This is a genomic window from Pseudomonas sp. NPDC090755 (assembly GCF_044769005.1).
Taxonomy (GTDB): Bacteria; Pseudomonadota; Gammaproteobacteria; order Pseudomonadales; family Pseudomonadaceae; genus Aquipseudomonas.
Genome location: NZ_JBIVXC010000006.1, coordinates 88,581 through 107,593 on the forward strand (window position 1 = coordinate 88,581; position 19,013 = coordinate 107,593).

General features: G+C 63.8%; 15 protein-coding genes. 5 read left to right on the forward strand and 10 right to left on the reverse strand.

Annotated features, from left to right (window positions below):
• Positions 1-62: 62 nt before the first annotated feature.
• Together ACIQUS_RS11725 and ACIQUS_RS11730 are read right to left on the reverse strand one after the other, a co-directional pair.
• A complete protein-coding gene (locus ACIQUS_RS11725; RefSeq protein ID WP_403047039.1) occupies positions 63-1,313 on the reverse strand; it encodes an aspartate aminotransferase family protein in 1,251 nt (416 codons plus the stop codon).
• An 80-nt stretch (positions 1,314-1,393) separates the two neighbouring features.
• Positions 1,394-2,311 (reverse strand): LysR substrate-binding domain-containing protein, encoded by a 918-nt coding sequence (locus tag ACIQUS_RS11730; RefSeq protein ID WP_403047042.1) that lies wholly within the window; start codon positions 2,309-2,311, stop codon positions 1,394-1,396.
• 333 nt (positions 2,312-2,644) lie between these two features.
• Here ACIQUS_RS11730 and ACIQUS_RS11735 point away from each other — a divergent pair, with 333 nt between their 5' ends.
• Both ACIQUS_RS11735 and ACIQUS_RS11740 read left to right on the forward strand, forming a co-directional pair.
• Complete coding sequence (locus ACIQUS_RS11735) at positions 2,645-4,057, forward strand: amino acid permease (protein ID WP_403047044.1); 1,413 nt, start codon at positions 2,645-2,647, stop codon at positions 4,055-4,057.
• Between the two features lie 949 nt (positions 4,058-5,006).
• A complete protein-coding gene (locus tag ACIQUS_RS11740; protein WP_403047047.1) occupies positions 5,007-5,504 on the forward strand; it encodes a PaaI family thioesterase in 498 nt (165 codons plus the stop codon).
• A gap of 6 nt (positions 5,505-5,510) precedes the next feature.
• Here ACIQUS_RS11740 and ACIQUS_RS11745 read toward each other — a convergent pair whose 3' ends face one another.
• The 3 genes from ACIQUS_RS11745 to ACIQUS_RS11755 form a co-directional block, all read right to left on the reverse strand.
• Complete coding sequence (locus ACIQUS_RS11745) at positions 5,511-6,659, reverse strand: M14-type cytosolic carboxypeptidase (RefSeq protein ID WP_403047050.1); 1,149 nt, start codon at positions 6,657-6,659, stop codon at positions 5,511-5,513.
• Between the two features lie 48 nt (positions 6,660-6,707).
• A complete protein-coding gene (locus ACIQUS_RS11750) occupies positions 6,708-7,220 on the reverse strand; it encodes a DUF4880 domain-containing protein (RefSeq protein ID WP_403047052.1) in 513 nt (170 codons plus the stop codon).
• Between the two features lie 447 nt (positions 7,221-7,667).
• Positions 7,668-8,000, reverse strand: a complete 333-nt coding sequence (locus ACIQUS_RS11755) for a DUF6124 family protein (RefSeq protein WP_403047055.1) — start codon at positions 7,998-8,000, stop codon at positions 7,668-7,670.
• A gap of 132 nt (positions 8,001-8,132) precedes the next feature.
• Here ACIQUS_RS11755 and ACIQUS_RS11760 point away from each other — a divergent pair, with 132 nt between their 5' ends.
• Positions 8,133-8,792: a LexA family protein gene (locus ACIQUS_RS11760; protein WP_403047419.1), complete on the forward strand. Its 660-nt coding sequence runs from the start codon at positions 8,133-8,135 to the stop codon at positions 8,790-8,792.
• Positions 8,793-9,087: 295 nt separating this feature from the next.
• Here the strand turns inward: ACIQUS_RS11760 and ACIQUS_RS11765 are convergent, their stop codons facing one another.
• The 4 genes from ACIQUS_RS11765 to ACIQUS_RS11780 are packed head-to-tail and all read right to left on the reverse strand — an operon-like array spanning position 9,088 to position 14,651.
• Positions 9,088-11,043, reverse strand: a complete 1,956-nt coding sequence (locus ACIQUS_RS11765) for an acetyl/propionyl/methylcrotonyl-CoA carboxylase subunit alpha (protein ID WP_403047058.1) — start codon at positions 11,041-11,043, stop codon at positions 9,088-9,090.
• The gene (locus ACIQUS_RS11770; RefSeq protein WP_403047061.1) at positions 11,040-11,858 is read right to left on the reverse strand and encodes a gamma-carboxygeranoyl-CoA hydratase; all 819 of its coding nucleotides are present in this window, start codon (positions 11,856-11,858) and stop codon (positions 11,040-11,042) included. Before ACIQUS_RS11770 ends, ACIQUS_RS11765 begins: the two co-directional genes overlap by 4 nt.
• Positions 11,859-11,860: 2 nt before the next feature.
• A complete protein-coding gene (locus ACIQUS_RS11775; RefSeq protein WP_403047063.1) occupies positions 11,861-13,468 on the reverse strand; it encodes a carboxyl transferase domain-containing protein in 1,608 nt (535 codons plus the stop codon).
• Positions 13,469-13,487: 19 nt separating this feature from the next.
• Positions 13,488-14,651, reverse strand: coding sequence for an isovaleryl-CoA dehydrogenase (locus tag ACIQUS_RS11780; RefSeq protein ID WP_403047066.1), 1,164 nt, complete (start codon positions 14,649-14,651; stop codon positions 13,488-13,490).
• Between the two features lie 243 nt (positions 14,652-14,894).
• On the opposite strand from ACIQUS_RS11780, the gene ACIQUS_RS11785 reads away from it, so the two are divergent.
• The gene (locus ACIQUS_RS11785; RefSeq protein ID WP_403047068.1) at positions 14,895-16,568 is read left to right on the forward strand and encodes an AMP-binding protein; all 1,674 of its coding nucleotides are present in this window, start codon (positions 14,895-14,897) and stop codon (positions 16,566-16,568) included.
• A gap of 108 nt (positions 16,569-16,676) precedes the next feature.
• Here the strand turns inward: ACIQUS_RS11785 and ACIQUS_RS11790 are convergent, their stop codons facing one another.
• On the reverse strand, positions 16,677-16,838 hold the full coding sequence (locus ACIQUS_RS11790) for a hypothetical protein (RefSeq protein ID WP_403047071.1): 162 nt from the start codon (positions 16,836-16,838) through the stop codon (positions 16,677-16,679).
• Positions 16,839-16,976: 138 nt separating this feature from the next.
• On the opposite strand from ACIQUS_RS11790, the gene ACIQUS_RS11795 reads away from it, so the two are divergent.
• Complete coding sequence (locus ACIQUS_RS11795; RefSeq protein WP_403047074.1) at positions 16,977-19,001, forward strand: alpha-1,4-glucan--maltose-1-phosphate maltosyltransferase; 2,025 nt, start codon at positions 16,977-16,979, stop codon at positions 18,999-19,001.
• Positions 19,002-19,013 lie beyond the last annotated feature (12 nt).

Consider the following 19,013-nt stretch of genomic DNA (forward strand, 5'->3'; position numbering starts at 1 on the left):
CAATGGATTGAATGACAGGCCAATGCTACCCAATATGCCCCGGCATCTGCAGCATTCAGCAGTCAGGCCAGGGACGCCAGGCACTGCTCAAGGATGTCCAGGCCCTCGTTCAGCACCTCAGGCTCGATGGTCAGCGGCGCCAGCAGACGCACAATGTGCCGTGCCTTGCCGCTGGGCATCAGCAACAGGCCGGCCGCCCGGGCCGCTTCCAGCAACTGCGCCAGTTGCGCCGTTGCCGGTGCGCCCTTGGCATCGACCAGTTCGATGCCGCGCATCGCACCCAGGCCGGTCAGACGGCCCAGGTAGGGCGAGACGTTCTGCGTCTGCCAGCGCTGGTAGCGGCTGACAATCGCATGTTCCTGCAACTCACCCCAGGTGGCCAGGTTGGCGTCGGTCATCTGCTCCAGGGTCGCCAGGGCCGCCGCACAGGCCATGGGGTTGCCCGAATAGGTGCCGCCCAGGCCGCCCTTGGGCAGGCTGTCGAGCAGGTCCTTGCGGCCGACCACCGCACCCAGCGGCATGCCGCCGGCAATACTCTTGGCCATCAGCAGCAGGTCCGGCTCGATGCCCAGGCGCGGGAAGGCGAAGCGCTGGCCGGTGCGGCCGAAGCCGGACTGGATCTCGTCGGCGATGATCAGGATCCCGTGGCTGTCGCAGAAACGGCGCAGTGCCTGGGCAAAGGCCGGGTCCATGGCCAGGAAGCCCCCTTCGCCCTGGACTGGTTCGAAGATCACCGCGGCCACTTCATTCACGTCGATCTCGACACTGAACAAGCGTTCCAGGGCCTGTAGCGCCTGCTCGCCGGTGATGCCGGTGTCGGCGCTGGGGAACGGCAGGTGATAGACCGGTCCGGGCAGCACACCGACCCGCTGCTTGTAGGGCGCGACCTTGCCATTGAGGTTGAGGGTCGCCAGGGTGCGGCCATGAAAACCACCGTCAAAGGCGATGATCGCGGTCCTGCCGGTGGCGCCGCGGGCAATCTTCAGGGCGTTTTCGGCAGCCTCCGCGCCGCTGTTGGTCAGCATGCCGCTGAGCGGGTAGGACACTGGAACGAAGTCGGCCAGGCGCTTCATCAGGGAGAGGTAAGGCTCATGCCCGGCGGCATTGAAGGCGTAGTGGGTCAGGCGCGTCGCCTGCTGTTGAATGGCGGCGACAATCGCCGGATTGCAATGGCCCAGGTTGAGCACGCCAATACCGCCGACAAAATCAATATAACGTTTGCCGTGGGTATCCCAGACTTCTGCGTTCTTGCCGTGGGAAAGTGTAATCGGGTGTACGACGGAGATGGACTGGCTGATATGTTCGTGGCTCATGTGCACGCGCTCTTTGGCAAGTTATGCGCGTATCTAAGCGAGACAGACTACGTGAACACAAACGAATTAAAGGATTGCAGTCATTCCGTGAAATCATGAAGTTGTGCCTGCATCGCTACCCGCTCGCGTATCCATTGAACAAAGGCGTGCACCTTGGGCACCTCGGCGGCATGTTCGGCGTGGGCAATGAAATGCGAGCCTTCGCTGCCCTTGGCATGGGGCCAGGCGACCACCAGCTTGCCTTCGGCCAGCTCCTCGGCCACCAGGTAGTGCGGGATCAGGGCGATGCCACAGCCGGCCTGGGCGGCACGAATGCACATGGAGAAGGTGTCGAAGCGCGGGCCGTGGTAACTGTTCTGGCTGTGCAGGCCCAGGTCCTGGAACCAGTCGTGCCAGGCTTCCGGGCGCGAGGTGCACTGCAGCAGGCGCTGGCCGGTGAGGGCGCAGGCTCCGTCGAAGCGGTGCAGCGCCAGCAGCTGCGGCGAGCACACCGGCACCACGTTCTCGTTGAACAGCTCGATGCAGGTGGCGCCCGGCCAGGTGCCCTGGCCGAAGAAAAAGGCGATGTCGGCCTTGGCCTGGATCAGGTCGAAGGGCTCCAGGTCGTTGCGCACATCCAGGTGGATGCGCGGATGGCGCTCGCCGAAGCCCTTGAGATTGGGCACCAGCCAGCGCTCTCCGAAGGTCGGCTGGGTGGCGATGCGCAGCACCTCGGTTTCGCCGCCGTAGCTGAGGATGTAGCGGCTGGACATGTCCAGTTGGACCAGGATCTTGTTCACCTCGGCCAGGTACAGGGCGCCGGCCGGGGTCAGGTGCAGGCGTCGGCGAATGCGCTGGAACAGTGGATGGCTGAGCATGTCCTCGAGCTGGGCGACCTGCTTGCTCACTGCGCTCTGGGTCAGGTGCAGCTCTTGCGCGGCGCGGGTGAAGCTCAGGTGCCGGGCGGCGGCTTCAAAGCACTGCAAGGCGGTGGTGGACGGCATCAGGCGTTTGGACATGGGGACGATCCGGCGAAAAAGGCGTGAGGTCATTCCGAAACGGAATCATGTGTTTCTAAAAGGTCGTTTGTGGCGGTCGGCCCTCAAGATTAATACTGATCTGCATCAAGGATTTCAACCGGAATTCGCAGTAGCCAATCTCCATTCGTCAGTGCAACTAACTGAGCGATAACTACTGCCCGAAAGTTTAATTATCGATGAATGGGAGTATCTGTAATTCGGCTTGGGACGGGCCCGTTGAGAACAACAAGCGTCACCACCTTTTAACTATTTCTGCTCTAACCCTGTCGGCTGCGCGTGCTGTGCAGCGACATACCCAATTGAGGGTTGAACATGGCATCGCTACAACAAAACAAACAGCGTTCGCTGCAGCACGGTCTGACATCGCGCCAGGTGTCGATGATTTCGATTGCCGGGATCATCGGTGCGGGACTTTTCATCGGTTCTTCCACCGCCATCGCCACCGCAGGCCCGGCCATTCTCATTTCCTACGCCATGACCGGCCTGCTGGTGCTGCTGGTCATGCGCATGCTCGGTGAAATGGCCATCGCCAACCCGGACAGCGGCTCGTTCTCCACCTATGCCAGCCAGGCCATCGGTCCCTGGGCCGGGTTTACCATCGGCTGGCTGTACTGGTGGTTCTGGGTGCTGATCATTCCGGTGGAAGCCATTGCCGGGGCTGACATCCTCCACGCCTATTTCCCCGCGGTGCCATCCTGGCTGTTCGCCTTCCTGATCATGGTCGTGCTGTCGGGCACCAACCTGATCAGCGTGAAGAACTTCGGTGAGTTCGAGTACTGGTTCGCCCTGATCAAGGTGGTGGCGATCCTGGCCTTTATCGTGGTCTGCAGCCTGGCGGTGTTCGGCGTCTGGCCGCTGGCGCAAGAGGCCTCCGGGGTCGGCCAGCTGTGGGCCAATGGCGGCTTCATGCCCAATGGCTTCGGGGCGGTGCTCGGTGGCGTGCTGGTGACCATCTTCTCGTTCTTCGGTGCCGAGATCGTCACCATCGCCGCCGACGAAACCGCCAACCCCAAGGACAAGATCCGCAAGGCCACCAACCTTGTGGTCTACCGCATCGCCATCTTCTACATCGTGTCGATTTTCTTCATCGTCTCGCTGGTGGCCTGGAACGATCCGCAGCTCAAGGCGGTGGGTTCCTTCCAGCGCGTGCTGGAAGTGCTGAACGTGCCCGGGGCCAAGCTGCTGGTCGACCTGGTGGTGCTGGTGGCGGTCACCAGCTGCATGAACTCGGGCCTTTACACGGCCTCGCGGATGCTCTATTCGCTGGGCGCCCGGGGCGAGGCACTGCCGATGACCCGGCGCATTTCCGGCAATGGCGTGCCCACCGTGGCGGTGATCCTCTCGACGTTCGCCGGGTTCGCTGGCTGTCTGGTCAACTACGTGTTTCCCGGCAAGGTTTTCGGTTTCCTGCTCTCGACCACCGGTGCCATCGCCTTGCTGGTGTATCTGGTGATCGCTGTGTCGCAGCTGCGCATGCGCGCCAGGAACGAACGGGAAGGCACCGAGCTTGCGTTCAAGATGTGGCTGTTTCCCTGGCTGACCTGGCTGGTGATCGGTCTGATCGTTACGGTATTGGGCTACATGCTGATCAGTCCGGCCTACCGCTACGAAACCCTGATGACCGCTGGCGTGACCCTGGCGATCCTGCTGATCTCGCTGTGCCGGCGCAAGACAGCTGCCAGCACGCCGGCGGGCCAGCCGTCGCTATCGGGTAAAGGCGCCTAGCCTGCGGGGGTGCGCAGGATCAAGGTTCTTCACGGAGTCTTGGGGGTTGGTTGGGTTGTAGGGACTGCGAGCTTATCCATTTGATGCAGCGACGCTGCCGGCCCCTTCCGCCCTTACGGCGGCCTACTTTTTTCTTGGAAAAAGTAGGCAAAACCGCCTGCTCCTACATACGGCCCTACGCTGCGCTTCGGGTCCCTTCGCTCCGGCGTCTTCCGGGGCCACGCGGCCTACGACTTGCTTCGCCAAGTCTACGGCTCGCGTTCTTCGGCTACGCCGAAGGTGCTACGCACCGGCCCCTACAGACACCTCCACTTAGCCTCCTGAAGTCGCAAAGTTACGGGCGGCGCCTGGGCTGGCTTTATCTTCGAAAACCGATTGTGCAGCGGATAATCGCCACCGCAAGACAAGCTTCGCACGCGAAGCGAACACAGCGACTTGCAGTCGCTTTTGCTCTGGCTTTTGCTCTGGCTTTTGTTTTTGCTCTTCATACGCGCAGGTACAGACGCTGCAAACTGCGACTTCAGGAGGCCGAGTGGAGGCACCTGTAGGGGCCGGTGCGTAGCACCTTCGGCGTAGCCGAAGAACGCGAGCCGTAGACTTGCGTAGCAAGTCGTAGTGCCGCGTGGCCCCGGAAGGTGCCGTAGCGAGGGTACCCGGAGCGCAGCGCAGGGCCGTATGCAGGAGCGAGCGGTTTTGCCTACTTTTTCCAAGAAAAAAGTAGGCCGCCGTAAAGGCGGAAGGGGCCAGCAGCGTCGCTGCATTGAATGGATAAGCTCACAGTCTCAACACCCAACACCCAACACCCAACACCCAACACCCAACACCCAACACCCAACACCCAACACCCAACACCCAACACCCAACACCCATGACCTGTTCATGGGCTTTTGCGTCGTTCGGCGCTACTATCGGCAACGCTTTCCCACCAAGACAAACAATCAGGAAGCTTATGAACAATCAGCTGTTATCGGTTCAGGAACTGGCCGCACCCGAAGGCGTTTGCTACGGCTGCGGCTGCGCCCACGCCAGCGGCCTGCACGTGAAAAGCCATTGGGATGAAGACGGCACCCACCTGATCTGCCGGCATTCGCCCGACAGCACCTTCCTGGGCTGGCCGGGCCTGGTGTATGGCGGCCTGCTGGCGATGCTGGTCGACTGCCATTCCAACTGGACAGCCATGGCCTGGCATTACCGCGCCGAAGGACGCGAGCCGGGCAGCCTGCCGCGCATCGACTGCGTCACCGGGCACCTGGGCCTGACCTACCTCAAACCCACCCCCATGGGCGTCGAGCTGCTGCTCAAAGCCCGGGTAGAGGGTGAAGTAGGGCGCAAGACCCGGGTGATCTGCGAGGTCTGGGCCGGCGATGTACTGACCGTGAGCGCCGACTCGGTGTTCGTGCGGGTCGATACCGAAAAACTCAAGCACAAGGCCCACGGTCAGGCCTGAGGCGTCTCAGCGCAGGCTGCCGGCCATCTGTCCGAGCACATCGAGCACGGCGCTGGCCAGGTCCTTCGAGCGCTGGCCGTTCCAGCCGGTGCGCGGGTTGGGGGCGTCGTCGTGGTCCTTGAACGGCATTTCCAGGGTCAGCGACAGGCAGTCGTAGGCCTGGCCGACGCTGTTGGCGCCCAGGGTCAGGTTGGCCTGGCCGGGTGCCGAGCGCGGGTAGCCGTGCACTTGCTGGAAGTCGCGGGTGCGCTTGCACAGGTTGTCGCGGAAGGTTTGCTCCAGCGCTTCCAGACGCGGGCTGAAGCCGGGATTGCCCTCACAGCCGGCGGTGAAGACGTGGGGGATCTCCTCGTCACCGTGCGCGTCGAGGAACATGTCGACGCCGTGCTGCTTCATCTGCACCTGGGCGAACAGCACCTCGGGGCTTCTGTCGGTGCTTGCGTTCTGCCAGGCGCGGTTGAGGTCCTGGCCGGCGGCGTTGGTGCGCAGGTGGCCGCGAATGGCACCGTCAGGGTTCATGTTGGGAATCAGGTACAGGTCGGCGGCCTGCAGCAGCGCCTGCACGGTCGGGTCGTTGTGCTGCAGGCGATCGATTACGCCTTCCATGAACCATTCGGCCATGTGCTCGCCAGGGTGCTGCTGGGCAATGATCCAGATCTTGCGTTTGCCGGCGGCGCCATCGCCCACGCGCAGCAGCGGGATGTCGCGGCCTTCGACACTGCGCCCGGTGGCCAGCAGGGTGACGCCGGGCAGGCCGGCCGCGCGTTCGATCAGTTGATTGTGGCGGGTACGGCTATAGGGCTCGAAATAGGCGAACCACACCTGCGGCTGCTTGGCCTTGAGGCTGAAGCTCAGCGCCTTGCCGTCGAACTGGGTGGGTACCCGGAACCACTGTTGCTGATCATAGGAGGCCACCGCCTGGTAGCCGTTCCAGGCTTGGTTGTAGGACGACTGCCCGGCATTTTCCAGGACGAAGTGGTGTTCGTGTCCCTCGGTCAGGCCACTGACCTTGAAGTGGAACCACTGAAAGTGATCGCTGCGGGTATCAGGCCGGATTGCCAGGCGGGTACGGCTCGGGTCGCTGGCGTCGTTGATCAGGATATTGCCGGAATCGAAGTCGCAATCGATGTGCAGGGGGGACAGCGTCACAGTCATCACCAGGCTCCCGTAGAGTTGTTGTGAAGCTCACTCTACACGCCTGGCTCACGACCACAAACCGATTGCTGCCAATGCCGCCAGGCCCAGGCCGATGGCCACCGTGCAACCGCCCAGGGACAAGGCGGCACGCGGCTGGCGATACCAGGCATCGCGCCCCAGTTGCCGGGCCGGGGCGAGCAAGGTGCGCCAGCGCAACTCCACGGCATGGAAGGCTTCACGGTGCTCGGGGGCAGTATCCAGCCAGCGGCGAAAATCGATGCGCTCGCTGGCGGTGACCTGCGGGCTCTGCAGGCGTACGTACCATTGCCCGGCGATGCTTGCCAGCGCGTCGGGCTGCGGCTGCACGCTTTGCAGGGCCTGGTTCATGTGCCGCTCCACGGTCAGCGCGGACAGGCCCAGGCGCTCGGCGATGGCGGCAAATCCCAACTGGTCGAGGCGGCTGAGCAGGAAGACCTGCTGGACACGGCGAGGCAGCTTTTTCAACTGCTGCAGCTGGCTTGGGTCCGTCAGGTCGTGGGAATGGGGGTGATGCTCAAGGGGCAGCAACAGACGGGTCATGTACAAGCTCCTTGCTGGTTGGGGGAGGGGGCGTCCTCCATGACGCAGGCCTAGCTTATTCTTAACGAGATTGATTCTCAAGTGCTAATTCTGCAAAACGCGGTAACAACCTTCACCAGGCGATATTCATTTGCTATCATCGCGGCCATTCAAGCAACACCCGCCTTCATTAGCCTGAAGAGCCAAAAAAAAGACCCGGCGAAAAAGCCGGGTCAAAAACCGTGATTAGCCTGATGAGGAGATAATCTGAGAGTCCGACCTAAGGGCTTTCAGTTTATCCAACCAGTCTCGCGACCAGTTGTGAGCAATAATAATCGTTATCATTTGCAAGTCAAATGAATTTTCTGTCATTCCGTAAAAAACTTTTACCGAATGCACTCCCTCCTTCAATGAACGGCACCAACGCCGTCATTGCCTCGACCGCTCACGCTCACTTCCACTTTTGTTTCAAGACCGCAGGTGATCGCTTGGCTCGTGTTCGAGCAGGGTCCTGGCCATGTTGATCATGTGCACGACGGTCAGTGCCAGGTCCCGGGGCATGCCTTGCAGGCCATCGGCCGACTCGCAGGCGGTGGCCGCCGCACACCGTAGCACCTGGGTGGCGCGCTCGGCGGCCTGGGCGCTGCTCAGGCTGCCATGGGGCACCATCCAGGGGGTGTCCGGGGGCAGGGCCGCCGGGACGGGATTGAGGTAGAAATCCAGGGCACGCCGGGCGGCGTCGCTGGTGCTCAGGGCTTCGCTGTCCAGGTCGAGGTCCATGTCGGGAAATGTCGGTTTCATTCGGCTACCTGCCATAGAGGGTGGGGAATCGGATGTCCGGGCTAACGATAATACGAAATGTAGTTGTCGCAGTTTTTTAAATACTACAATTTGTGTATTGAGCGTCCGGGAGCAGTCCGTATCGTGCCAGCGATGGATAAATGGACTGATCTGGTCAAGGCCAGGATGCGTGAACTGAAGGTCACGCAAGAAAATCTCGCCGAGCGCATCGGGGTCACCCAGGGCGCCGTTGGCCATTGGTTGCGCGAGGAGCGCGAGCCCAAGCTGCGGGTGCTCAACCAGATCCTGGTGGAGGTGGGGCTGCCGCCGCTGCAGATGGTGTTCCCGCTTCGTACAGCCGAAGACAATGGTGCTTACACGGTATCGGGCAATCCGACTACAGTGACTGGCGCTGATGGCCTACAGCACGATTTGTATTTTCGTTATCCCGTTCTGAGCTGGACAGCGCTGGACCTTGGTTCTGTGCCTGCGGACGCGGTGTACCAGTCAACCGATTACCAGGCCCGGGGGCCTGCCTTCTGGTTGCGGGTAGAGGGCGACGCGATGACCGCGCCAGTGGGCCTGAGCGTGCCGGAGGGCATGTTGGTCCTGGTGGACAGCAGCGTGGCCGCCGCACCGGGCAAGCTTGTGATCGTGCGGGTTTCGGCAAGCTCGGCGATGAGCTTTCGCCAGTTGATAGAAGAGGGTGGCCAGCGTTATCTCAAGCCGCTCAATCCGACGTACCCGAAAACCGTGTACACCGAGCAGAGCGAGGTGGTCGGGGTGGTGGTGCAGGCCCTGATGAAATTCTGATCTGCGGTGCCTGTATCGCCGGCTATGCCGGCGATACAGGCCAGTTGCCGCTACATGGGTAGCCGCTGCCGAGGAACGAGGCTGCGATCGACTGCGCATCAGTCGCAACACAGTCACCTCGTTGTACCTGGCGCACCGAGGTCGCCAGGTTTCACGGTCGCTTCGCGACCGATCGCAGCCTGGCGGCAGCGGCTACATCGTCACACACAGTTGCTCCCACATCGGGCCAGGCAGGCTGAAAACCCTGTGGGAGCCGGCGTAGCCGGCGATGGGCGGCAGAGGCCGCCCCGGTCGATCAGGCGTCGTCCAGCTCCACCAGCACCGCCCCTTCACTGACCATCTCGCCTTCCTGGCAGAACAGCGCCTTGACCGTACCGGCCTGGGACGCACGGATGCTGTGCTCCATCTTCATCGCCTCCAGCACCACCAGCGGCGTGCCGGCTTCCACCGCCTGGCCGACTTCCACCAGCACCCGCACGATGCTGCCGTTCATGGGCGCGCCCAGGCCGCCGTGATGGCTGTGGCTGGCGTCGGCCTCGGCAATCGGATCGTAAGGGGTCACCGCGTGCAGGTCGCCTTCCCATTGCAGGTACAGGGTGTCGCCACGGCGAATGGCCAGGTGCCGACGGCGCAGGCCGTCGTGCTCGGTCATCAACTGTTCGCCGTCGAGCTTCAGGGTCGGCGCCGCGCCTTGTACCAGGCTGATGGCCTGTGCCTGGCCATTGCAGTTCAGGTGCAGGCTGACCTGCGCCGGCACGCCCGCCCGGAAACCGTTGCTGGCTGCCCAGGGCGAATGGCGGTCATCGCTGCGCGGTTGCGCTGGCTGGCTCTGGATGAAGGCTTCACCCGCGGCCTGCCAGAAGTCGGCCGGCAGCGCCTCGCTGGCAGGCAGCAGCTGTTCCTGGTAGCGCGGGATGAAGCCGGTATCCAGTTCCGCCTCGGCAAAGGCCGGGTGGGCGAGGATGCGCCGCAGGAAGGCGATGTTGGTTTTCACCCCGCCGATGGCGAATTCATCGAGCATCGCCAGCAGGCGCAGGCGCGCCTGTTCGCGGTTCTGGCCCCAGGCGATCAGTTTGCCCAGCATCGGGTCGTAGAAGGGCGAGACGTTGTCGCCTTCGCTGACGCCGCTGTCGACCCGACGCCCTTCACCCGGGGCCGATTCGCGGTACAGCGCCAGGCGTCCGGTGGCCGGCAGGAAGTCGTTGGCCGGGTCTTCGGCGTACAGCCGCACTTCAATGGCATGACCGTCCAGCGGGACTTGATCCTGGCTGATCGGCAGCGGTTCGCCGCAGGCCACGCGGATCTGCCAGGCGACCAGGTCAAGGCCGGTGATGGCCTCGGTGACCGGGTGCTCGACCTGCAAGCGGGTGTTCATTTCCATGAAGAAGAATTCGCCGCGGGCATCGAGGAGGAACTCCACGGTGCCGGCGCCGACATAGCCGATGGCCTGGGCCGCCTTGACCGCCGCTTCGCCCATGGCCTGGCGCTGAGCGTGGCTCAGGCCCGGGGCCGGGGCTTCCTCGACCACCTTCTGGTGGCGACGCTGGATCGAGCAATCGCGCTCGTTGAGGTACAGGCAGTTGCCGTGCTGGTCGGCGAACACCTGGATCTCCACGTGGCGTGGCTTGAGCACGTACTTTTCCACCAGCATGCGCGAATCGCCGAACGACGATTGTGCCTCGCGCTGGGCCGAGGCCAGGGCTTCGGCCAGCTGGCTTTCGCTCTCGACCACCTTCATGCCCTTGCCGCCACCGCCGGCGGTGGCCTTGAGCAGCACCGGGTAGCCGATCTTCTCGGCGGCGGCGCGGAAGGTTTCCAGGTCCTGGGCTTCACCGTGATAGCCCGGCACCAGGGGCACGCCGGCTTGCTCCATGAGGGCCTTGGCGGCCGACTTGCTGCCCATGGCGTCGATGGCGCTGGCCGGTGGGCCGAGGAAGATCAGCCCGGCCTGCTCGATCGCGCGGGCAAAGCCTGCGTTCTCCGAGAGGAACCCGTAGCCCGGATGGATGGCCTGGGCGCCGCTGGCCTTGGCCGCGGCCAGCAGCTTGTCGATGTCCAGGTAGCTTTCGCTGGCCTTGGCGCCGCCAAGGTCGACACGGATATCGGCCTCGCGGCTGTGCCGGGCCTCACGGTCGATGGCGCTGTGCACGGCGACCGTGGTCAGGCCCAGGGCCTTGGCGGTGCGCATCACCCGGCAGGCGATCTCACCGCGGTTGGCGACCAGCAGGGTGGTCAACGGGGTGCGGCTCATGGGCGCGGCTCCTTGTTCGACGGTTCGGCCTGCCAGGCCGGGGTGCGTTTTTCCAGGAAGGCGCGCAAGCCTTCCTGGCCCTCGGGGCTGACCCGGATGCGGGCAATGGCGTTTTCGCAGTAGCGGCGCAGGGCCGGGGTCAGTTCGCCGTGGCCCACCTCGCGCAGCAGCTCCTTGCTGGCGCGCATGGCCTGGGGGCTGTTGAGCAGCAGGTTGTCGATCCACAGCTCGACCTGTCGTTCCAGTTCCGCCGCCGGGTAGGCTTCGGCCAGCAGGCCCAGTTCACGGGCCCGCTCGCCGCTGAAGCGCTCGGCGGTCAGGGCATAGCGGCGCGCGGCGCGCTCGCCCATGGCTTGCACCACGAACGGGCTGATCACTGCCGGGGCCAGGCCGATGCGCACTTCCGACAGGCACAGCTGCGCCTCCAGGCTGCCGATGGCCATGTCGCAGCAACTGATCAGGCCGAGCGCACCACCGAAGGCCGCACCCTGAACCACCGCCAGGGTCGGCACCTTGAGCTTGGCCAGGTTGTACATCAGCTCCGCCAGTTCGCGGGCGTCATCCAGGTTGGTGTTGTAGTCCAGGGCCGCCGACTGCTGCATCCAGGCAAGGTCCGCTCCGGCGCTGAAGTGCCGGCCGCGGCCGCGCAGCAGGACAAAGCGCAGGTCGGTGTCCGCGCCAAGCGCGTCGATGGCCAGGACCAGTTCGCGGATCATCTGCGCGTTGAAGGCGTTGTTCTTGTCTTCCCGGCTCAGCCACAGGGTGGCGAAACCACGGGGGTCCTTGATCAGTTCAAGGGTAGTGAAGTCGCTCATGGTCACATCCGGAAAATGCCGAAACGGCTCTGTTCGATCGGTGCGTTGAGGGCGGCGGACAGTGCCAGGCCAAGCACATCGCGGGTTTGCGCCGGGTCGATGACACCGTCGTCCCACAGGCGGGCGCTGGAATAGTAGGGGTGGCCCTGGTGTTCGTACTGGTCGAGGATCGGTTGCTTGAGGCGGGCCTCGTCCTCGGCACTGAACGGATGACCGCTACGCTCGCTCTGCTCGCGCTTGACCTGGGCCAGCACGCCGGCCGCCTGTTCGGCGCCCATCACGCCGATCCGGGCGTTGGGCCACATCCACAGGAAACGTGGGTCGTAGGCGCGACCGCACATGCCGTAGTTGCCGGCGCCGAAGCTGCCGCCGATGATCACGGTGAACTTCGGCACCTGGGCGCAGGCCACCGCGGTGACCAGCTTGGCGCCGTGCTTGGCGATGCCGCCCGCCTCGTACTTCTGGCCGACCATGAAGCCGGTGATGTTCTGCAGGAACAGCAAGGGGATGCCGCGCTGGCAGGCCAGTTCGATGAAGTGCGCGCCTTTTTGCGCAGCTTCGGCGAAGAGGATGCCATTGTTGGCCAGGATCGCGATCGGGTACCCGTGCAGGTGGGCGAAGCCACACACCAGGGTGGTGCCGAACAGCGCCTTGAACTCGTCGAAGATCGAACCGTCCACCAGGCGGGCGATCACCTCGCGCACGTCGAACGGTTGCTTGGCATCGGCCGGGACCACCCCGTACAGCTCCTGGGCGTCGTACAGCGGGGCAATCGGGGTGCGTTGCTGCAACGTGCCCTGTTTGTGCCAGTTGAGGTTGGCCACGCAGCGCCGGGCGATGGCCAGGGCGTGCTCGTCGTTGTCGGCGTAGTGGTCGGCGACGCCGCTGGTCTTGCAGTGCACGTCGGCACCGCCCAGGTCTTCGGCACTGACCACCTCACCGGTGGCGGCCTTTACCAGGGGTGGGCCTGCGAGAAAGATGGTTGCCTGCTGGCGAACCATGATGGCCTCGTCGGCCATGGCCGGCACATAGGCGCCGCCGGCGGTGCACGAGCCCATGACCACGGCGATCTGTGGAATCCCCAGGGCGCTCATGTTGGCCTGGTTGAAGAAGATCCGCCCGAAGTGCTCGCGGTCCGGGAACACTTCGTCCTGGCGCGGCAGGTTGGCGCCGCCGGAGTCCACCAGGTACAGGCAGGGCAGGCGGTTCTGCAGGGCGATGGCCTGGGCGCGCAGGTGCTTTTTCACCGTCAGCGGGTAGTAGGAGCCGCCTTTGACCGTGGCGTCGTTGGCCACGATCATGCATTCGACGCCTTCGACCCGGCCGATGCCGGCAATCACGCCGGCGGCCGGCACGTCTTCGCCATAGACTTCGTGGGCTGCCAGCTGGCCGATTTCCAGGAACGGCGAGCCTGGGTCGAGCAGGCGGTCGATACGCTCACGGGGCAGCAACTTGCCCCGCGAGGTGTGCCGCTCCTGGGCCTTGTGGCCGCCGCCCTGGTGGACCTTGGCCAGCAGGGTGCGCAGGCCCTGGACCTGTTCGAGCATGGCCGCGCTGTTCTGGGCGAACTCCGCCGAGCGCGGGTTGATCTGGGTGTGCAGGATAGCCATGGGCGCCTAGTCCTTGTGCTCAGCGGGTTTCGTTGAACAGTTCGCGGCCGATCAGCATCCGGCGGATTTCGCTGGTGCCGGCACCGATCTCGTAGAGTTTGGCGTCACGCAGCAGGCGACCGGCCGGGAACTCGTTGATGTAGCCGTTGCCACCGAGGATCTGGATCGCCTCCAGGGCCATCTGGGTCGCGCGTTCGGCGGTGTAGAGGATCACCCCGGCCGCATCCTTGCGCGTCGTTTCGGCGCGATCGCAGGCCTGGGCCACGGCATACAGGTAGGCGCGGCTGGCGTTGAGCTGGGTGTACATGTCGGCGATCTTGCCCTGGATCAGCTGGAACTCGCCGATGCTCTGGCCGAACTGCTTGCGGTCATGAATGTAGGGCACCACCAGGTCCATGCAGGCCTGCATGATCCCGGTCGGGCCGCCGGACAGCACCACGCGCTCGTAGTCCAGGCCGCTCATCAGCACCTTCACGCCGCCGTTGTGCGCACCCAGGATGTTTTCCTTCGGCACCTCGACGTTGTCGAAGAACAGCTCGCAGGTGTTGGAGCCGCGCATGCCCAGCTTGTCGAACTTGTTGCTGCGGCTGAAGCCTTTCCAGTCACGCTCGACGATGAAGGCGGTGATGCCGTGGGGACCCTTGTCCAGGTCGGTCTTGGCGTAGATCACATAGGTGTTGGCGTCCGGGCCGTTGGTGATCCAGGTCTTGCTGCCGTTGAGGACGAAATGATCACCGCGCTCCTCGGCGCGCAGCTTCATCGACACCACGTCGGAACCGGCGTTGGGTTCGCTCATGGCCAGGGCGCCGATGTGCTCGCCGCTGATCAGCTTGGGCAGGTACTTGGCTTTCTGCTCGGCGTTGCCGTTGCGGTTGATCTGGTTGACGCACAGATTGGAGTGGGCGCCGTAGGAGAGGGCGACCGAGGCCGAGCCGCGGCTGATTTCTTCCATGGCCACCACGTGAGCCAGGTAGCCGAGGCCCGAGCCGCCGTACTCTTCGCTGACGGTGATGCCGAGCAGGCCCATGTCACCGAACTTGCGCCACATGTCGGCGGGGAACAGGTTGTCCTGGTCGATCTGGGCGGCGCGGGGGGCCAGCTCGGCGGCGACGAAGGACTGGACCTGGTCGCGCAGCATGTCGATGGTTTCGCCCAGGGCGAAGTTCAGGGTCGGATAGCGCATGCGAGGCACCTTCTGTTGATTGTTCTTGGAGTTAAGTCGGTGTTGAGTCAATCGCGGGGCAAGCCCGCTCCTACAGGGTGGGAGCGGGCTTGCCCCGCGATTGGCCGTTGATCACCTTTACGTTAACGTAAACCTGCATGTGGCGACTGTCAATCGCATCATGACCTTTACGTTAACGTAAATATGAGCCACAGTAGGTGCCGCTTGAATCAGCTCCCAAAACAAACACAACAAGGGATCGCCATGAATCAACCGAGCTATACCCAGGGGCGTCAGGACAAGCCCTTGCTGGCCATGACTATTGGCCAGGCGTTCGACAACACCGTCTCGCGCTTTGCCGAGCGCGAGGCCCTGGTGGTGCGCCACCAGCAATTACGCTACAGCTGGCGTCAACTGTCCGACACCGTCGACCAGCACGCCCGGGCGCTGTTGGCCCTGGGGCTCAAGACCGGCGATCGCTTAGGCATCTGGGCACCCAACTGCGCACAGTGGTGCATTGCCCAGTTCGCCACGGCCAAGATCGGCGTGATCCTGGTCAACATCAACCCGGCCTACCGCACCAGCGAACTTGAGTATGTGCTCAAGCAGTCCGGTTGTCAGTGGCTGATCTGTGCCGGGGCCTTCAAGAGCTCCGACTACCACGCCATGCTGGCCGAGTTGCTGCCTGAGCTTGGCGACTACGCGCCTGGCCAGCTGCACAGCGAACGACTGCCCGAACTGCGCGGGCTGATCAGCCTGGACGCCGCGCCACCTACCGGTTTCCTGCCCTGGGATCAGCTGGCCGCACTGGCGCCGCAGGTCGCCCCGGCCGACTACCTGGCCCGCCAGCAGAGCCTGCAGTTCGATCAGCCGGTCAATATTCAGTACACCTCCGGCACCACCGGTTTTCCCAAGGGTGCCACCCTCAGCCACTACAACATCCTCAACAATGGCTACATGGTCGGTGAGAGCCTGGGCCTGACCGAGCAGGACCGCATGGTGATCCCGGTGCCCCTGTACCACTGCTTCGGCATGGTCATGGGTAACCTGGGCTGCGTGACCCATGGCACCACCATGATCTACCCCAACGATGCCTTCGACCCCGTGCTGACCCTGGGCACCGTCGCCCAGGAGCGGGCCACCGCGCTCTATGGTGTGCCGACCATGTTCATCGCCATGCTCGACCACCCCCAGCGTAGTGACTTCGACCTGTCCAGCCTGCGCACCGGCATCATGGCCGGGGCGACCTGCCCGATCGAGGTGATGCGCCGGGTGATCGACCAGATGCACATGAGCGAAGTGCAGATCGCCTACGGCATGACCGAAACCAGCCCGGTGTCCCTGCAGACCGGCCCCGACGATGACCTGGAACTGCGCGTGACCACGGTGGGGCGCACCCAGCCGCAACTGGAGAGCAAGATCGTCGACGAGCAGGGCTGCATCGTGCCGCGCGGGCAGATCGGCGAACTGTGCACCCGCGGCTACAGCGTGATGCTCGGCTATTGGGGCAACCCTGCGGCCACCAGCGAAGCCATCGACCCGGCGGGCTGGATGCACACCGGCGACCTTGCGACCATGAACGAGGCGGGCTATGTGTGCATCGCCGGGCGTAACAAGGACATGATCATTCGCGGGGGCGAGAACATCTATCCGCGTGAGCTGGAAGAGTTCTTCTTCACCCACCCGGCGGTGGCCGATGTGCAGGTGATCGGCATTCCTGACGACCGCTTTGGCGAGGAAATCGTCGCCTGGATCAAGTTCCATCCCGGCCACAGCGCCAGCGAGATCGAGCTGCAGCAGTGGTGCAAGAGCCGCATTGCCCACTTCAAGACCCCGCGTTACTTCCGCTTTGTCGACGAGTTTCCGATGACGGTGACCGGCAAGGTGCAGAAGTTCCGGATGCGCGAGATCAGTATCGAAGAGCTTTCCAACCGCTGATCCGCAGCGCGCGAATCGCTGGCTACGCCCGCTCCCACAAGGTTGGTGCAATTTCTGTGGGAGCCGGCGTAGCCGGCGATGGGCACAATGCGATAACTGAATAATCCTCTACGCTTTCACCGGGGGCTCGTCACTGGGCGGGTCGCCAACGGTGGGCGGCACTACCGGTTTGACCGGCATTTCATCAGGTTCTTCATCCGGCACCGCAGGCGGCAGTGTCGGGTCGTCGATATTCGGATCGGGCGTTTCTGCCGGGATGGGAATGTTCATGGCCTGACCTCGCTACGCTGGATGGCTGGGCACCATTGCTTTCGACTGCACACAGCACCCTTCGCTCATTTTTTTTTGAACCCCTGGCCGCTCATCCGTTCTGAACTTTTACGTCACCTCGTAACGGAGAAAGGATCGATGACCCGCGAAGAGCCCTTCGAAACCGACCGCACGACGCCGACAAACGATCATCCCGACCCGGCCATCAGCCTGTCCCAGGCCCTGCTGGAGCCCAGGATCGTGATCGAAAACACCCAGCCGCTGCTCGATGGCGGGCTGTTCGCGGTCAAGGCTACGGTGGGGGAGGCTGTGACGGTCAGCAGCAAGGTCTACGCCGATGGCCATGACACCCTGGCGGTGAGGCTCAACTGGCGCCAGGCCCATAGCCGGCGCTGGCACTGCGTGGCGATGCAGTTCGCCGGCAACGACCTGTGGCAGGCGTCGTTCACCGTCAACGAGCAGGGGCCGCACCTGTTCAGCATCGAGGCCTGGATCGACCCGTTCGCCACCTATTGCCATGACCTGGAGAAGACGTTCACCGCAGGCGTCGACGTGTCGCTGGAGCTGCGCGAAGGGCACCTGTTGATCGAGCAGAACATCGCCCGCAGTGACGGCCCCCTGCGTGACCAGCTGCGGGCCCTGCGTCGGCGCTTGCCCAAGCTGCCCGTCGAAGCGCAGGTCACCTTGCTGCTGCACCCCGACACGGCGCGGCTGATGGCCGAAGCTGACCTTCGCATGTACCTCAGCCGCAGCCCCGAGTACCCGCTGGAGGTGGAACGCCTGCAAGCGCGCTTTGCCAGCTGGTACGAGCTGTTTCCCCGTTCGATCACCGACGATCCCGAGCGCCATGGCACTTTCAACGATGTGCACCAACGCTTGCCGATGATCCGCGACATGGGCTTCGATGTCCTGTATTTCCCGCCCATCCATCCCATCGGCATGAGCTACCGCAAAGGCCGCAACAACGCCTTGCAGGCCGAACCCGGGGATCCCGGCAGCCCCTATGCCATTGGCAGTGAGGAAGGTGGCCATGAGGCGATCCATGCGCAGCTGGGCAGCCGCGAGGACTTTCGCCGGCTGGTGGCCGCGGCCGCCGAACATGGCCTGGAGATCGCCCTGGATTTTGCCATCCAGTGCTCCCAGGACCACCCCTGGCTCACGGAGCATCCGGGCTGGTTTTCGTGGCGGCCGGACGGCAGCATCCGCTATGCACAGAACCCGCCGAAAAAGTACCAGGACATCGTCAATGTCGACTTCTATGCCGCCGAGGCCGTGCCGTCGCTGTGGCTGGCCCTGCGTGACGTGGTGCTGGGCTGGGTGGACGAAGGGGTGACCCAGTTCCGGGTCGACAACCCGCACACCAAGCCACTGCCGTTCTGGCACTGGCTGATCGCCAATGTGCGCAGCCAGCACCCGCAGGTGATCTTCCTCGCCGAAGCCTTCACCAAGCCTGCGATGATGGCGCGCCTGGGCAAGGTCGGTTATTCCCAGAGCTACAGCTACTTCACCTGGCGCAACACCAAGGCCGAGCTGCAAAGCTACTTCGAGGAACTCAACCAGCCGCCCTGGTGCTGGTGCTACCGGCCGAACTTCTTCGTCAACACGCCGGACATCAACCCTTACTTCCTCCACACATCCGGGCGTGCGGGGTTCCTCATCCGCGCCGTCCTGGCGACCATGGGCTCTGGCTTGTGGGGCATGTATTCGGGCTTCGAACTGTGTGAAGCCACACCGATTCCCGGCAAGGAGGAGTACCTGGATTCGGAGAAGTACCAGATCCGTCCCCGGGACTTCACAGCGCCCGGCAACATCATCGCCGAGATCGCCCAGCTCAACCGCATCCGCCGCCAGAACCCGGCATTGCAGACCCACCTGGGGCTGGCCTGCTACAACGCCTGGAACGACAACATCCTGTACTTCGGCAAGCGCACCGCCAACCGCGACAATTTCATCCTCATCGCCGTCAGCCTCGACCCGCACAACGCCCAGGAGGCGCAGTTCGAGCTGCCGCTGTGGGAGCTGGGCCTGGACGACAACGCCGACACCCTGGGCGAAGACCTGATGACCGGCCACCGCTGGACCTGGCACGGCAAGACCCAATGGATGCGCATCGAACCCTGGCACCTGCCGTTCGGAATCTGGCGTATCGAAAAAGCCCTCTAGAAACGCTGGAAA

Bases quoted from the DNA above. Each gene is read 5' to 3' on its own strand.
- ACIQUS_RS11775 (WP_403047063.1), bottom strand. From the start codon at position 13,468: ATGGCTATCCTGCACACCCAGATCAACCCGCGCTCGGCGGAGTTCGCC.
- ACIQUS_RS11745 (WP_403047050.1), bottom strand. From the start codon at position 6,659: ATGACTGTGACGCTGTCCCCCCTGCACATCGATTGCGACTTCGATTCC.
- ACIQUS_RS11750 (WP_403047052.1), bottom strand. From the start codon at position 7,220: ATGACCCGTCTGTTGCTGCCCCTTGAGCATCACCCCCATTCCCACGAC.
- ACIQUS_RS11760 (WP_403047419.1), top strand. From the start codon at position 8,133: ATGGATAAATGGACTGATCTGGTCAAGGCCAGGATGCGTGAACTGAAG.
- ACIQUS_RS11755 (WP_403047055.1), bottom strand. From the start codon at position 8,000: ATGAAACCGACATTTCCCGACATGGACCTCGACCTGGACAGCGAAGCC.
- ACIQUS_RS11765 (WP_403047058.1), bottom strand. From the start codon at position 11,043: ATGAGCCGCACCCCGTTGACCACCCTGCTGGTCGCCAACCGCGGTGAG.
- ACIQUS_RS11780 (WP_403047066.1), bottom strand. From the start codon at position 14,651: ATGCGCTATCCGACCCTGAACTTCGCCCTGGGCGAAACCATCGACATG.
- ACIQUS_RS11725 (WP_403047039.1), bottom strand. From the start codon at position 1,313: ATGAGCCACGAACATATCAGCCAGTCCATCTCCGTCGTACACCCGATT.
- ACIQUS_RS11785 (WP_403047068.1), top strand. From the start codon at position 14,895: ATGAATCAACCGAGCTATACCCAGGGGCGTCAGGACAAGCCCTTGCTG.
- ACIQUS_RS11735 (WP_403047044.1), top strand. From the start codon at position 2,645: ATGGCATCGCTACAACAAAACAAACAGCGTTCGCTGCAGCACGGTCTG.
- ACIQUS_RS11770 (WP_403047061.1), bottom strand. From the start codon at position 11,858: ATGAGCGACTTCACTACCCTTGAACTGATCAAGGACCCCCGTGGTTTC.
- ACIQUS_RS11790 (WP_403047071.1), bottom strand. From the start codon at position 16,838: ATGAACATTCCCATCCCGGCAGAAACGCCCGATCCGAATATCGACGAC.
- ACIQUS_RS11795 (WP_403047074.1), top strand. From the start codon at position 16,977: ATGACCCGCGAAGAGCCCTTCGAAACCGACCGCACGACGCCGACAAAC.
- ACIQUS_RS11730 (WP_403047042.1), bottom strand. From the start codon at position 2,311: ATGTCCAAACGCCTGATGCCGTCCACCACCGCCTTGCAGTGCTTTGAA.
- ACIQUS_RS11740 (WP_403047047.1), top strand. From the start codon at position 5,007: ATGAACAATCAGCTGTTATCGGTTCAGGAACTGGCCGCACCCGAAGGC.